Below are 12893 nucleotides of genomic sequence, written 5' to 3'. Positions count from 1 at the left end.
TGTAGCCCGCCTGCCCCGGGGGTGCGAACCGGGGTGGAAAAGCAGAACCCCGCCCCGGCAAGGCCGAAGCGGGGTTCATGCGTGGCCCTCAGCGCGTGAAGCTCAGCCGGCCCTCGACGGCATCCACCTTCACCCGGTCGCCGGTCGCGAAACGGCCGTCGAGGATTTCCCGCGCCAGCGGGTTCTCCACCAGGGCCTGGATCGCGCGCTTGAGCGGGCGGGCGCCGTAGACCGGGTCGTAGCCCGCCTGGGCCAGCTGGTCCAGGGCGGCGTCGCTGAACTCCAGGGCGATGCCGCGTTCCGCCAGGCGCTGGGTGACGCGCGCGGTCTGGAACTTGGCGATCGCGCGGATCTGGGCGGCGCCCAGCGGGTGGAATACCACGGCCTCGTCGATGCGGTTGATGAACTCCGGCCGGAAGTGGCTGCCGACCACCCCCATCACGGCTTCCTTGATCGCGTCGTACTCCGGCCGGCCCTCCTCGGGCTTGCCCAGCATCTCCTGGATCAGCTGCGAGCCCAGGTTGGAGGTCATCACCAGCACGGTGTTGCGGAAGTCCACGGTGCGGCCCTGGCCGTCGGTCAGGCGGCCGTCATCCAGCACCTGCAGCAGCACGTTGAAGACATCCGCGTGCGCCTTCTCGACCTCGTCGAGCAGGATCACGGAATAGGGCCGGCGCCGCACCGCCTCGGTCAGGTAACCGCCCTCGTCGTAGCCGACGTAGCCCGGCGGAGCGCCGATCAGGCGCGACACGGAGTGGCGCTCCATGAACTCCGACATGTCGACGCGCACCATCGCCTCTTCCGTGTCGAACAGGAAGCTGGCCAGCGCCTTGCACAGCTCGGTCTTGCCCACGCCGGTGGGGCCCAGGAACAGGAAGGAGCCGATCGGCTTGTTGGGGTCCGACAGGCCGGCGCGCGAGCGGCGGATGGCGTTGGACACGGCGCTGATCGCCTCGTCCTGCGAGACCACGCGCCGGTGCAGCTCGTCTTCCATGCGCAGCAGCTTCTCGCGCTCGCCTTCCAGCAGCTTGGACACCGGGATGCCGGTCCAGCGGCCGACGATCTCGGCGATCTCGTCCTCGCTCACCGAATTGCGCAGCAGCTCGAACTTCTTCGGCGCGCCCTCGGGGGCGGCCGTGGCCTGCGCGGCTCGGCGCTCCAGTTCCGGGATGCGGCCGTACTGCAGTTCCGCCATGCGCTGCAGGTCGCCCGCGCGGCGGGCCGCCTCCAGGTCCAGGCGGGCGCGCTCCAGCTCCTCCTTGACGCCGGCGGAGCCGGCGACGGACGCCTTCTCGGCCTTCCACTTCTCTTCCAGGTCGGAGTACTCGCGCTCCAGGCCGGCGATGGTCTTCTCCAGCTCGGCCAGCGAGCGGCGCGCGCCCTCGTCGTCTTCCTTCTTCAGGGCTTCGCGCTCGATCTTGAGCTGGATCAGGCGGCGGTGCAGGCGGTCCAGCGCCTCCGGCTTCGAGTCGATCTCGATGCGGATGCGCGAGGCGGCCTCGTCCACCAGGTCGATGGCCTTGTCCGGCAGGTTGCGGTCGGTGATGTAGCGGTGCGACAGCTTGGCCGCGGCGATCAGCGCGCCGTCGGTGATGTCCACGCCGTGGTGCACCTCGTAGCGCTCCTTGAGGCCGCGCAGGATGGCGATGGTGTCCTCCACGCTCGGCTCGCCCACCAGCACCTTCTGGAAACGGCGTTCCAGCGCCGCGTCCTTCTCGATGTACTTGCGGTACTCGTCCAGCGTGGTGGCGCCCACGCAGTGCAGCTCGCCGCGCGCCAGCGCGGGCTTGAGCATGTTGCCGGCATCCATCGCGCCGTCGGCCTTGCCGGCGCCGACCAGGGTATGGATCTCGTCGATGAACAGGATCACGCTGCCCTGGTCCTTGGCCAGTTCGTTGAGCACGCTCTTCAGGCGCTCCTCGAACTCGCCGCGGAACTTGGCGCCCGCGATCAGCGCGCCGAGGTCCAGCGTCAGCACGCGCTTGTTCTTCAGGGACTCCGGCACCTCGCCGTTGACGATGCGCGAGGCCAGGCCCTCGACGATGGCGGTCTTGCCCACGCCGGGCTCGCCGATCAGGGCCGGATTGTTCTTGGTGCGGCGGCTCAGCACCTGGATCACGCGGCGGATTTCCTCGTCGCGCCCGATCACCGGGTCCAGCTTGCCGGCCTGGGCGCGGGCGGTGAGGTCGATGGTGTACTTCTGCAGCGCCTGGCGGTTGTCCTCGGCGTTCTCCGAGTCCACCTTCTGGCCGCCGCGCACCTGCTCGATGGCCTTCTCCAGCAGCTCCTTGCGGGCACCGGCGGCACGCAGCGCCTCGCCGGTGGCGCCCTTGTCGTCCAGGGCGGCCAGCACGAACAGCTCGCTGGAGATGAACTGGTCCTTCTTCTGCTGGGCCAGCTTGTCGGTCAGGTTCAGCAGGCGCGACAGGTCCGGGCCCACGGTCACCTCGCCGGTGGCCTGGCCCAGCTTGGGCAACTGCTCCACCGCCCGGGAGAGGCGGGTACGCAGCAGGTCGGTATTGACCCCGCCGCGCTGCAGCAGGGGCAGGGTGGAGCCGCTGTCCTGGTCGAGCAGGGCCAGCAGCAGGTGCGCCGGGTCGATATGCGGGTTGTCCCGGCCCACGGCCAGGGACTGGGCGTCGGCAAGGGCCTGCTGGAAGCGGCTGGTCAGTTTGTCCATGCGCATGGCAAGGGGTTACTCGGTTGAATGGTACTGGCCTGAATCTGGTGGCGACAGGGTGGGGTTCAAGGGGGCGGTACCCTTTCTCCGGGCGAGCCCAAGGCTTCGTGCACCCGTTGACGCCCCTCATTGCGTATGTACACTGTATGTATGATTGACTTCCAATGGGATCCGGCCAAGGCACGCGCGAATCTCGCGAAGCATGGTGTGTCCTTCGAGGAGGCCAAGTCGGTTTTCTTCGATGAGTACGCGCGGCAGTTCTTCGATGAAGGCCATTCCGGCGAAGAAGAGCGCTTCATCATGCTGGGCGTCAGCCATCGTTCCCGCATCCTCGTGGTTTGTCACTGCGAACGGCAGCGGGGGAAGGCGATCCGGATCATTTCGGCTCGAAAGGCCACGGCCAGCGAGCGACAGCACTACGAGGGACCCACGCCATGAAGAAGGAGTACGACTTTTCAGTGATGAAGTCGCGCAAGAACCCCTATGCATCCAAGCTGAAGCGGCAGGTGACGATCCGCATGGGTGATGACGTCATCGGCTACTTCAAGAGCATGGCCGAGGAAACGGGAATTCCGTATCAGAGCCTGATCAACTTATATCTGAGGGATTGCGTAGCGAATGATCGCAAGCCGGACTTGAGCTGGCAGTAACGGCAAGATAGGCAATACCCTGCTGGCGCTAGTGGACTGGAAGCTAAGCCGCCTTTCCGTCCCGCTCCCTTCTCGTCGTCAGCCACCAGCCCACCACCACGCCCAGCGACACGATCAGGATCATCAGCGTCGCCAGTGCGTTGATCTTGGGGCTCAGGCCCAGGCGCACGGAGGAGAAGACCTTGATCGGCAGGGTGGTGGAATCCGGGCCGGCGAGGAAGCTGGCGATCACCACGTCGTCCAGGGACAGGGTGAAGGCCAGCAGCCAGCCGGATACCAGGGACGGTGCGATGATCGGCAGGGTGATCAGGAAGAACACCTTGAGGCGGTTGGCGCCCAGGTCCATCGCCGCTTCCTCCAGCGAGCGGTCCATCTCCTGCAGGCGCGAGGACACCACCACGGTGACGAAGGACAGCGTCAGGGTGACGTGGGCGATCCAGATCGCGATCACGCCCTTGGAGGGGATGCCCAGCAGGGCGCCAGCCGAGACCAGCATCAGCAGGATCGACAGGCCCAGGATCACCTCGGGCATCACCAGCGGGGCGGTGATCAGGGCGCCGAAGGCGGTCTTGCCGGGAAAGCGGTGGAAGCGTGTCATCACCAGCGCGGCCATGGTGCCGAGCACGGTGGCGGCGCTGGCGGTCCAGAACGCGATCTTCAGGCTGACCCAGGCGGCGGCCAGGATCTGGCGGTCGCGGAACAGCTCGCCGTACCACTTGGTGGAGAAGCCGGACCAGACCGTGGCCAGGCGCGACTCGTTGAACGAGTACACCATCAGCAGCACGATCGGCAGGTACAGGAAGGCGAAGCCCAGCAGCAGGACCGAGCGGCCCGCCCAGCGCTGTCCGGCAGTGGCCTTCATCGGGCCTCCAGCTGCCGCTGCTGCTGGCGGTTGAAGATCACGATGGGAACCAGCAGCAGGAGCAGCAGCACGGTGGCCACGGCCGAGGCGGCCGGCCAGTCGCGGTTGTTGAAGAACTCGCTCCAAAGCACGCGGCCGATCATCAGGGTGTCCGGCCCGCCGAGCATTTCGGGGATCACGAACTCGCCGATGGCCGGGATCATCACCAGCATGCAGCCGGCGATCACGCCGGACCGCGACAGCGGCCAGGTGATGCGCCAGAACGCCGACCAGGGCCGGGCACCGAGGTCGTAGGCGGCCTCCAGCAGGCGCTGGTCCAGTTTCACCAGGGTGGCGTACAGCGGCAGGATCATGAACGGCAGGTAGCAGTAGACGATGCCGATGTAGGCCGCCGCCGGCGTGTAGAGGATCTGCAGCGGCTCCGAGATCAGCCCGGCGGACATCAGCAGGCGGTTGAGGATGCCGTTGCCGTCGAGGATGCCGATCCAGGCATAGACGCGGATCAGGAAGGAGGTCCAGGACGGAAGCACCACCAGCATCAGGGCGATGTTGCGCGCGGTGGGGCCCATGCGGGCGATGGCGTAGGCCATCGGGTAGCCGATCAGCAGGCACAGCAGGGTGGAGATGGCCGCGATCTTGATCGAACTGAGGTAGGCGACCACGTACTGCGAGTCGCTGAACAGCTTGAGGTAGTTGGCCAGGTTCAGGCGCAGCGTCAGTGCGTCGTCGATGTACTCCAGCACCGGCGTGTACGGCGGCATGGCGATGGCCATGCGCGTGAACGAAATCTTCAGCACGATCAGGAAGGGGATCGCGAAGAACAGGATCAGCCAGAGGTAGGGCGCGGCGATCACGCCCCAGCGGGGCTGCGGCAGCCAGCGGCGCAGCGCGGCGCGCAGGTCCTCGTTCACGAGCTCAGCACCACGCCGTCTTCCTCCCCCCAGGACACCCAGACCTCGTCGTACCAGGTGAGGTTGTCGCTGTCCCAGCGGTGGCGGTTGGTGAAGTTGGCCATGAACTTGTAGCCGCCCGGCAGGTGCACGTGGTAGACCGAATGGCTGCCGAAGTAGGCGATGTCCTGGATCACGCCCTTGGCCTTGTTGTGGCGCTGCTCCGGTTCCTTCTTGCCGATGCGCAGCTTCTCCGGGCGCAGGGCAAAGGCCACTTCCTGGCCCTCGAAGCCGGAGATGCCGTGGCCGACGTAGATCAGGTCCGGGAAGGCCGGCGTGCCGATGGTGACGAAGTCCTTCTCGTCGTCCTTCACCACGCCCTCGATCAGGTTGACCGAGCCGATGAAGCTGGCCGAGAAGCGGCTGGTGGGCTGCTCGTAGATCTCGTCGGGCGTGCCTACCTGGCGGATGCGGCCGTGTTCCATCAGCGCGATGCGCGTGGCCATGGTCATGGCCTCTTCCTGGTCGTGGGTCACCATCACGCAGGTGACGCCGGAGGTCTCGATGATCTCCACCAGTTCCAGCTGCATCTGCGTGCGCAGCTGCTTGTCCAGGGCGCCCATGGGCTCGTCGAGCAAGAGGAGTTTCGGCCCCTTGGCCAGCGAGCGCGCCAGCGCCACGCGCTGCTGCTGGCCGCCGGAAAGCTGGTGCGGCTTGCGCTTGGCCAGCTTCTCGAGCTTGACCAGCTCCAGCATCTCGGCGACGCGCTGGCGAATCCGTTCCTTGGGCAGCTTGTCCTGCTTCAGGCCGAAGGCGATGTTCTGCTCCACCGTCATGTGCGGGAACAGCGCATAGGACTGGAACATCATGTTGATCGGCCGCTCGTAGGGCGGGGTGTCGCCCAGGGCCTGGCCGTCCAGCAGGATGTGCCCCGCGGTGGGCGTCTCGAATCCGGCCAGGCAGCGCAGCAGCGTGGACTTGCCGCTGCCGGAGCCGCCCAGCAGGGCGAAGATCTCGCCCCGGTTGATGCTCAGGCTGACGTCCTCCAGCGCGACGAAGCCGTCGAATTCCTTGCGCACCTCCTGGATGCGCAGGTAGCCGGCCTTGTCGGCAGCGTCCTTGTCCGGCGCGGGAGCACCCATGACGGCCCCCTTACTTGCCGGTCTTCAGCTCGGTCCAGATGCGGGTGTACTGGCGATCCACTTCCGGCGGCACCACCGCATAGGTGAACAGCTTGGCGGCGACCTCGGCCGGCGGGTAGATCGTGGCGTCGTTGCGGATGTCTTCCTCGATATCCGGCAGCGAGGACGGCACCGGGTTGGCGTAATGGATGTAGTTGGTGTTGGAGGCGGCCACCTTCGGGTCCAGCAGGTGGTTGATGAAGGCGTAGGCGTTGTCCACGTTCTTGGCATCCTTGGGGATCGCCAGCATGTCGAACCACTGCGGCGCACCTTCCTTGGGGATGGAATAGCCGATGTTGACGCCGTTCTTGGCCTCCTCGGCGCGGTCGCGGGCCTGGATCACGTCGCCGGACCAGGCCACCACCAGGCAGGTGTTGCCGTTGGCCAGCGCGCCCACCAGCTGCGAGGAATGGAAGTTCTGGATGTAGGGACGGATGCTCTTGAGCAGCGCCGCGGCCTTGTCGATGACCTTCGGGTCGGTGCTGTTGGGATTTTCGCCCAGGTAGTGCAGGGCAATGGGGATCAGGTCGGAGGGCGTGTCCAGCAGCGTCACGCCGCAGGACTTCAGCTTGGAGATGTTCTCCGGCTTGAACACCAGGTCCCAGCTGTTGACCACGTCCAGCGTGCCGAAGGCCTTCTTGACCTTGTCGACGTTGTAGCCGATGCCGGTAGTGCCGCTCATGTAGGGCACGCCGTACTGGTTGCCCGGGTCCTGCTGGGCGATGCGCTGCATGATCGCCGGGTCGAGGTTGGCCAGGTTGGGAATCCTGGCCTTGTCCAGCTTGAGGAAGACTCCGGCCTGGATCTGGCGGCCGAAGAAGTTCAGCGTGGGCACCACGATGTCGTAGCCGGTGGAGCCGGCCAGCAGCTTGGCCTCCACCACCTCGTCGCTGTCGTAGACGTCATAGGTCACCTTGACGCCGGTCTTGGCCTCGAAGCCCGGGATCACGTCCTCGGCGATGTAGTCCGAGTAGTTGTAGACGTTGAGGTCCTTGGAAGCCGGCGCGGCGGCGGTGGGCGCGGCACCCGGGGCGGCGGGCGGAGCGGCTTGCTCCTTCTTGCCGCAGGCGGCCAGCAGGGCGCATAGGGAAAGGGCAACCGCGGCGCTTTGCGATTTCATGAAGCGACTCCTGGAAAGTTTGGAACCGGGCACCCTGCGGCGCCGCAGATGCGCGCTACATTCGTGGTTAAGGCCCCGCACGTCAAGCAAATTGCGCGCCGTTCCGGCCGTACTGGCTTGCGTAGGGGCGGCATAGGGGATACTGTTCAAATAGCTTTAACATTGCTGGTATCCAATGCGCTGAATTCCAAGACGGTCTTTCGCGTGAACGGAAGATCGCCCGAGCAAGGTTTTTCATGGAGACGATCCCCGCCATCCTCAAGCTGGATGTCGGCGGGCTCCCGGTTTCATGGGTCCGCTGGCAGACCGCCGTCACCCTCTACGCACGCGACCGCGTGCGCTGGGAGGCCGGAGAAGAGCGCTTCACGATCCACGGCGGCATCTGCGCCGCTACCGGCCTCCGCTCCCGCATGGAGATCGGCTCGATCATCGCCGTCGCCGACAAATCGCGCCGCTTCGAGAAGGGCGTGCCGCTGCTGACCAACCGCACCCTGTTCCAGCGCGACCGCAACCTCTGCCTGTACTGCGGCTTGCAGTTCGCGGCTTCCCATCTGACCCGGGACCATGTCATGCCGGCCTCGCGCGGCGGCGCCTCGGCCTGGGAGAACTGCGTGACCGCCTGCCGCCACTGCAACCAGCGCAAGGACGACCGCACCCCCGAGGAAGCCGGCATGAAGCTGCTGGCGGTGCCCTACACGCCGAACCTGGCGGAGTACCTGATCCTGCAGAACCGCCGCATCCTGGCCGACCAGATGGAATTCCTGGCGTCGTACGCGCGCAAGACCGCAACACACGCCGCCTGAAGCGGCTAGAGCGCGATCCAGCGCACCGGCGTGCCCGCGGCCAGCGGCGTCTCGCTGGCCGGCAGCCAGGCCAGCGCATCGGCTCGCGCCAGGTTGCTCAGCATGTGCGAATCCTGCTTCGCCAGACGGCCCAGCGTCACGCGGCCGGATGGGTCCTGGCCCACGGTCACGCGCAGCAGGCTGTCGCGCACGCGGTCGGCCCTGAAGTCCGCGGCCAGCGCGCCTTCGCGCCATAGCGGCGCGGGCTGGTCGAGTCCCTCCAGCAGCTGCAGCGCGCGGATGACATGCACGTGCAGGCCGATCAGCACCGCACCGGGGTTGCCGGGCAGGGCCAGCAGCGGCTGGTTGCCGCGCATGCCGTACCAGATCGGCTTGCCGGGTTTCTGGGCCACCTTCCAGAACACGCGTTCGAAACCGGCGGCCTTGGCGGCGGCGGGCAGGTGGTCGTGGTCGCCCACCGACACGCCGCCGGAGGTGATCACCAGGTCGGCGCCGGCTGCGGCGTCCTGCAGCGCGGCGGTGACCGCATCCAGGCTGTCCGGCACATAGCGCAGCATGGCCAGAGGGTAGCCGCGCTCGGCCAGCCAGCCGGCGCAGAGCGGCCCGTTGGCGTCGTGGATCTGGCCGGGGGCCAGGGCCTCGCCGGGGCGGGCCACCTCGTTGCCGGTGACCAGCACGGCCACGCGCGGGCGTGGGCGGGTGGCCACCTGCTGCACGCCGGCCATGGCCAGCGCGGCGAGCAGGCCGGAGTGCAGCCGCCGGCCTGGGGGGGAGATGGGATCGCCGGCGCGGACTTCCTCGCCGCGGTGGCGGATGTCCACGTTGGCGGCCAGCGGCTCGGTCAGCGTGATGCGGTCGCCCTCGCGCTTGACGATCTCCTGGCGTGCAACCGTATCGGCGCCGGCGGGAACGGCGCCGCCGGTGAAGATGCGCAGGGCCTCGCCGGGGCCGACGGACAGCTTCGCCGCATCGCCGGCCGCGATCTCGCCGGTGACGCGCAGCGTCCCGGCGGCATCGGCGCTGCGCAGGGCATAGCCGTCGACGGCGCTCTGGGTGAACAGCGGCAGGTCCACGGCGGAGGCGGCCGGTTCTGCCAGCACGCGGCCCAGGGCCTCGTGCACCGGCCCGCGCTGCGCAGCCAGCGGCCGGATGCGTTCGCCGTAGACCGCCAGTGCCGCTTCCAGCGGCAGCAGCGGCGACTTGCCGCCGTGCGCGACGTCGCCGCAATCGTGCGCCATCAGCGGATGTCCATCGTGTAGCCGCCGGGGTGCGGCTTGTCGTGGCGGCAGACCTCGAAGATATGCACCAGGCCCGGCATCAGCGGCGCCAGCGTTTCCAGCGCGCCGCGGCGCGAGCCGGGACAGGTGATCAGCAGGGTGTTGCCGATGAAGCCGGCGACGCCGCGCGACATCAGCGCGAAGGGCGTGCGGCGCTGGCCGAAGGCGCGGGCGGCCTCCATCATGCCCGGCAGCTCGCGCGTGATCAGCGGCTTGAGCGTATCCACGGTGATGTCGCGCGAGCCCATGCCGGTGCCGCCGACGGTGACGATCAGGTCCACGCCCTGCTTCACCTTGGCCTTGACGCTGGCCAGCAGCTGCTCCGGCTCGTCCGGCAGGATCTCGTAGGTCATGGGGTCGAAGCCCGCGGCGGCGAGGTCGTCGCGCACGCCGGCACCGGCGGTGTCGGGCTTCTTCTTCGCCGACACGGTGTCGGACAGCACGATCACCGCGGCCGTGGCCGGCACGCGCAGCTTGCGGCGGAACTGCGACTTGCCGCCCTTCTTCTGCAGCAGCCTGCAGTTGGTCATCTCCAGCTCTTCCGGCTCGCAGTAGGGCTTGAGCATGTCGTAGAGCGTCAGCACGGCGATGCTGGCGGCGGTGAGCGCCTCCATCTCCACGCCGGTCGGGGCGATGGTCTCGACCTCGCTGATCACCTCGACCTGGCCCTCGCCCAGTTCGAAGCGCAGGTCGGCGCGGTAGATCGGCAGCGGGTGGCACAGCGGTATCAGTTCGTCGGTACGCTTGGCGGCAAGGATGCCGGCGATGCGCGCGGTCTTGACCGGGTCACCCTTCTCGGTATCGCCGCTGCGCAGTCGCTCGATGCAGTGCTGCGGCGCGCGCAGCGTCGCCGTGGCGGACGCCGTGCGCAGGGAGTCCGGCTTCAGGGAAACGTCTTTCATGCGTGATGATGGTGGTGATCGCCGTGCTCATGGTCGTGGGCATGGCTGTGGCCGTTGTCGTGTTCAGGGGGCAGGTCGGGGCGGATGCAGCAGCCCTGGTTGAAGGCGCTGGTGCCGTCCTCGAAGAACTCCTCCTTCCAGATCGGCACGCGATGCTTGACCGCGTCCACCGCGTACTTGCAGGCCGCGAAGGCCTCGCCGCGATGGGGTGCGCGCACGGCGCAGTAGATCGCGATGTCGCCGATCTCCAGCAGGCCCAGGCGGTGGATCACGCGGCAGTGCGGCACGCCGAACTTCTCGCGCGTCTCCTGCTCGATCTCGCGCATCAGCTTCTCGGCCAGCGGCGCGAAGGCGGTGTACTTCAGCCGCAGCACGCGCTTGCCCTCGTTGTGGTCGCGCACGGTGCCGCCAAAGACGTTCAGCGCGCCGCAGTCGCGGTGCTCGGCCATGCCGAGGATGGGGTCGAGTTGCAGGGGGGTGTCGAAAAGATACATGGGCATAGCTTCCTAACTTTGGTGGCTGCCGTCCATGGCGCGACTGCAGGAACCCGAATTCACCCCGGCCCGGCCATCCATGGCCGGGTGTTCGGCGGGGCAACAGTCCACTGGACTGTTGCCTTGATCCGCCTCACCCGCCAGCCACCGGCGGCAGCAGCGCCAGTCGCATGCCGTCTTCCAGTTCCTCGGTCCGCAGCAGCAGCCGGTCGCCCTGCGCCACGGCGGTGGTTTCCAGGTATTCGCCCAACGCCGGGATGGCGTCGGCCAGGGCCTCCAGGGCGTCGCCGATGCTGCCGGCACCGGCGGGCAGCGCCAGCGTGCGCTCGTCGCCGCCGGCGGCGCGCCGCAGGGCGCCCCAGAATTCGAAGGTGATCTGCAAAGCTACCCTCCGAGGGTATGCATGGTGATGGGCCGCTCCACCGGTCCGCGGTGGGCGGCATAGCCGGCTTCCTTGTTCCAGACGGCGCTGGCGATGCGGCTGCTGAGTTCGGTCGGGCTGCCCTCGCGCAGCAGGGGCGCCAGCGGCGTCCCCTGGCGTGCGAACAGGCAGGTGTAGAGCTCGCCGCGCACGGTCAGCCGCAGCCGGTCGCAACTCGAGCAGAAGGGGTTGCTGATCGTGGAGATCACGCCCAGCCGGTAGTCGCCGTCCAGCGTGTAGAGCGTGGCCGGATCCTCGCTGCGCGGCAGGCGCTCCACCCGGTAGCGGGTGCGCAGCGTCTCCAGCAGCTCCGGTTCGCCGATGACCGCATCGGCCTGCCAGCGGCCCGGCGCATCCAGCGGCATGTACTCGATGAAGCGCAGCGGCATGCCGCGCTCCTTGGACCAGGCGGTCAGCGGCAGGATGTCCTGCTCGTTGTGGCCGCGCACCAGCACGCTGTTGAGCTTGAAGGGGATGCCCAGGGCCAAGGCAGTGTCGATGCCGGCCATCACGGGCGACAGCTCGGCGCCGGTCATGTCGCGGAAGCGCTGCGGGTCGACGCTGTCGAGGCTGATGTTCAGGTCGTCCAGGCCGGCGCGGCGCAGCTCGGGCAGGGCCTCGGCCAGGCGCGAGCCGTTGGTGGTCATGGAGATGCGTTCCAGGCCCAGCGGGCGCAGCGCGTTGAGGTCCGCGACGATCCCGGCCAGGTCCGGGCGCAGCAGGGGCTCGCCACCGGTGAGGCGGATGTTGCGGATGCCCAGGCGCACGAACTCGGCGACCAGGCTGCGCAGCTCCAGGCGCGTCAGGAACTGCTGCTTGGGAATCCACCGCGGCTCTTCCGGCATGCAGTAGCGGCAGCGGAAGTTGCAGCGGTCGGTCAGCGACAGGCGCAGCTTGTGCTTGGCGCGGCCATGCTGGTCGACGAGTGCGGGGCGGCGGCCGCCGTCAGCCATGGCAGGATTCCCCGGACGATGAAAGATACTGCTCGGCGGCTTCCAGTTCGGCGGGAGTGTTGATGCTCCAGACCGGCGTGGGTTCGGCGTCGGTGAAGTCGGCGCTGACGGCACCGATGTCGGCCAGCCAGCGCCTGGGGGCTCGCTCGCCGGCGTCCAGGGCTTCGTGCAACGCCGCGGCCAGGTCCCGGCGCAGCAGGCTGCAGACATACTGGGCATCGCCGTCCGCGACGGCGTAGGCCGCCCGGGCGCCACCGGTGTCCACTGCCCGGCGCAGCCGCGCCAGCAGGTCCCCCGGCAGCCGCGCCGCGTCACAGGGAGCGGTCAGCAGCCAGTCGGTCCGCGAAGCCTCCAGCGCGGCGAACATGCCGGCGAGGGGACCGCGGAAATCGGGCCAGGGATCGGATACCACGGTGAGTCCTGAATCGGCGTATTCGTCGAGATGGCGGTTGGCGACGATCAGGATAGCACCCGCCTGCCGCTCCAAGGCGGCCTGCACGCGACGGTAGAGCGGGACGCCGGCGAGGCGGACCAGGCCCTTGTCGGCGCCGCCCAGCCGCTCGCCGCGGCCGCCGGCGAGGATCGCGGCCGTCACGTTCAGCGGGCTGGCCGCTACACTGTGCAGGTGCTGGCTCACCGGCGCATCCTACATCCGAAGGC

At 68.2% G+C, this 12893-nt stretch carries 14 protein-coding genes; 3 read left to right on the top strand and 11 right to left on the bottom strand.

The genetic code is table 11. The annotated features are described in order from the left end of the window. Window positions 1-88: 88 nt before the first annotated feature. On the bottom strand, window positions 89-2686 hold the full coding sequence (gene clpB / locus C3942_RS02675; RefSeq protein WP_104228775.1) for an ATP-dependent chaperone ClpB: 2598 nt from the start codon (window positions 2684-2686) through the stop codon (window positions 89-91). A gap of 144 nt (window positions 2687-2830) precedes the next feature. Between clpB and C3942_RS02670 the strand changes: the two genes are divergently transcribed. Both C3942_RS02670 and C3942_RS02665 read left to right on the top strand, forming a co-directional pair. After that, on the top strand, window positions 2831-3118 hold the full coding sequence (locus tag C3942_RS02670; protein WP_104229006.1) for a BrnT family toxin: 288 nt from the start codon (window positions 2831-2833) through the stop codon (window positions 3116-3118). After that, a complete protein-coding gene (locus C3942_RS02665; protein WP_104228774.1) occupies window positions 3115-3330 on the top strand; it encodes a BrnA antitoxin family protein in 216 nt (71 codons plus the stop codon). Before C3942_RS02670 ends, C3942_RS02665 begins: the two co-directional genes overlap by 4 nt. 43 nt (window positions 3331-3373) lie before the next feature. Here the strand turns inward: C3942_RS02665 and C3942_RS02660 are convergent, their stop codons facing one another. The 4 genes from C3942_RS02660 to C3942_RS02645 are packed head-to-tail and all read right to left on the bottom strand — an operon-like array spanning window position 3374 to window position 7383. Continuing rightward, entirely contained in the window at window positions 3374-4192 is an 819-nt protein-coding gene (locus C3942_RS02660; protein ID WP_104228773.1) for an ABC transporter permease subunit, read from the bottom strand. Beyond that, entirely contained in the window at window positions 4189-5067 is an 879-nt protein-coding gene (locus tag C3942_RS02655) for an ABC transporter permease subunit (RefSeq protein ID WP_165797304.1), read from the bottom strand. Before C3942_RS02655 ends, C3942_RS02660 begins: the two co-directional genes overlap by 4 nt. 32 nt (window positions 5068-5099) lie before the next feature. Continuing rightward, entirely contained in the window at window positions 5100-6224 is a 1125-nt protein-coding gene (locus C3942_RS02650; protein ID WP_104228772.1) for an ABC transporter ATP-binding protein, read from the bottom strand. Between the two features lie 10 nt (window positions 6225-6234). Beyond that, complete coding sequence (locus C3942_RS02645) at window positions 6235-7383, bottom strand: polyamine ABC transporter substrate-binding protein (RefSeq protein WP_104228771.1); 1149 nt, start codon at window positions 7381-7383, stop codon at window positions 6235-6237. A gap of 236 nt (window positions 7384-7619) precedes the next feature. Here C3942_RS02645 and C3942_RS02640 point away from each other — a divergent pair, with 236 nt between their 5' ends. Next, window positions 7620-8186, top strand: coding sequence for an HNH endonuclease (locus tag C3942_RS02640; protein ID WP_104228770.1), 567 nt, complete (start codon window positions 7620-7622; stop codon window positions 8184-8186). Window positions 8187-8191: 5 nt separating this feature from the next. On the opposite strand, the gene C3942_RS02635 is transcribed toward C3942_RS02640, so the two are convergent. The 6 genes from C3942_RS02635 to mobA form a co-directional block, all read right to left on the bottom strand. Next, entirely contained in the window at window positions 8192-9424 is a 1233-nt protein-coding gene (locus tag C3942_RS02635; RefSeq protein ID WP_104228769.1) for a molybdopterin molybdotransferase MoeA, read from the bottom strand. After that, entirely contained in the window at window positions 9424-10365 is a 942-nt protein-coding gene (gene moaCB / locus C3942_RS02630; RefSeq protein ID WP_104228768.1) for a bifunctional molybdenum cofactor biosynthesis protein MoaC/MoaB, read from the bottom strand. Before moaCB ends, C3942_RS02635 begins: the two co-directional genes overlap by 1 nt. Further along, complete coding sequence (locus C3942_RS02625) at window positions 10362-10859, bottom strand: molybdenum cofactor biosynthesis protein MoaE (RefSeq protein ID WP_104228767.1); 498 nt, start codon at window positions 10857-10859, stop codon at window positions 10362-10364. The genes moaCB and C3942_RS02625 overlap by 4 nt, the downstream gene beginning before the upstream one ends. Window positions 10860-10992: 133 nt before the next feature. Further along, window positions 10993-11241: a MoaD/ThiS family protein gene (locus tag C3942_RS22195; RefSeq protein WP_104228766.1), complete on the bottom strand. Its 249-nt coding sequence runs from the start codon at window positions 11239-11241 to the stop codon at window positions 10993-10995. Between the two features lie 2 nt (window positions 11242-11243). Further along, the gene (gene moaA, locus C3942_RS02615) at window positions 11244-12233 is read right to left on the bottom strand and encodes a GTP 3',8-cyclase MoaA (protein ID WP_104228765.1); all 990 of its coding nucleotides are present in this window, start codon (window positions 12231-12233) and stop codon (window positions 11244-11246) included. Beyond that, the gene (mobA, locus tag C3942_RS02610; protein WP_104228764.1) at window positions 12226-12870 is read right to left on the bottom strand and encodes a molybdenum cofactor guanylyltransferase MobA; all 645 of its coding nucleotides are present in this window, start codon (window positions 12868-12870) and stop codon (window positions 12226-12228) included. The genes moaA and mobA overlap by 8 nt, the downstream gene beginning before the upstream one ends. Between the last annotated feature and the right edge of the window lie 23 nt (window positions 12871-12893).

The organism is Solimonas fluminis (assembly GCF_002930645.1).
GTDB classification, from domain to species: domain Bacteria; phylum Pseudomonadota; class Gammaproteobacteria; order Nevskiales; family Nevskiaceae; genus Solimonas_A; species Solimonas_A fluminis.
Note: the sequence above shows the minus strand (reverse complement) of the source record. Positions and strands in the feature narration are given on the sequence as shown.

What these genes read in the sequence shown, in the direction of transcription:
- clpB (WP_104228775.1), bottom strand. Translation starts at nt 2,686, where the DNA reads ATGCGCATGGACAAACTGACCAGCCGCTTCCAGCAGGCCCTTGCCGAC.
- C3942_RS02670 (WP_104229006.1), top strand. Translation starts at nt 2,831, where the DNA reads ATGATTGACTTCCAATGGGATCCGGCCAAGGCACGCGCGAATCTCGCG.
- C3942_RS02665 (WP_104228774.1), top strand. Translation starts at nt 3,115, where the DNA reads ATGAAGAAGGAGTACGACTTTTCAGTGATGAAGTCGCGCAAGAACCCC.
- C3942_RS02660 (WP_104228773.1), bottom strand. Translation starts at nt 4,192, where the DNA reads ATGAAGGCCACTGCCGGACAGCGCTGGGCGGGCCGCTCGGTCCTGCTG.
- C3942_RS02650 (WP_104228772.1), bottom strand. Translation starts at nt 6,224, where the DNA reads ATGGGTGCTCCCGCGCCGGACAAGGACGCTGCCGACAAGGCCGGCTAC.
- C3942_RS02645 (WP_104228771.1), bottom strand. Translation starts at nt 7,383, where the DNA reads ATGAAATCGCAAAGCGCCGCGGTTGCCCTTTCCCTATGCGCCCTGCTG.
- C3942_RS02640 (WP_104228770.1), top strand. Translation starts at nt 7,620, where the DNA reads ATGGAGACGATCCCCGCCATCCTCAAGCTGGATGTCGGCGGGCTCCCG.
- C3942_RS02635 (WP_104228769.1), bottom strand. Translation starts at nt 9,424, where the DNA reads ATGGCGCACGATTGCGGCGACGTCGCGCACGGCGGCAAGTCGCCGCTG.
- moaCB (WP_104228768.1), bottom strand. Translation starts at nt 10,365, where the DNA reads ATGAAAGACGTTTCCCTGAAGCCGGACTCCCTGCGCACGGCGTCCGCC.
- C3942_RS02625 (WP_104228767.1), bottom strand. Translation starts at nt 10,859, where the DNA reads ATGTATCTTTTCGACACCCCCCTGCAACTCGACCCCATCCTCGGCATG.
- moaA (WP_104228765.1), bottom strand. Translation starts at nt 12,233, where the DNA reads ATGGCTGACGGCGGCCGCCGCCCCGCACTCGTCGACCAGCATGGCCGC.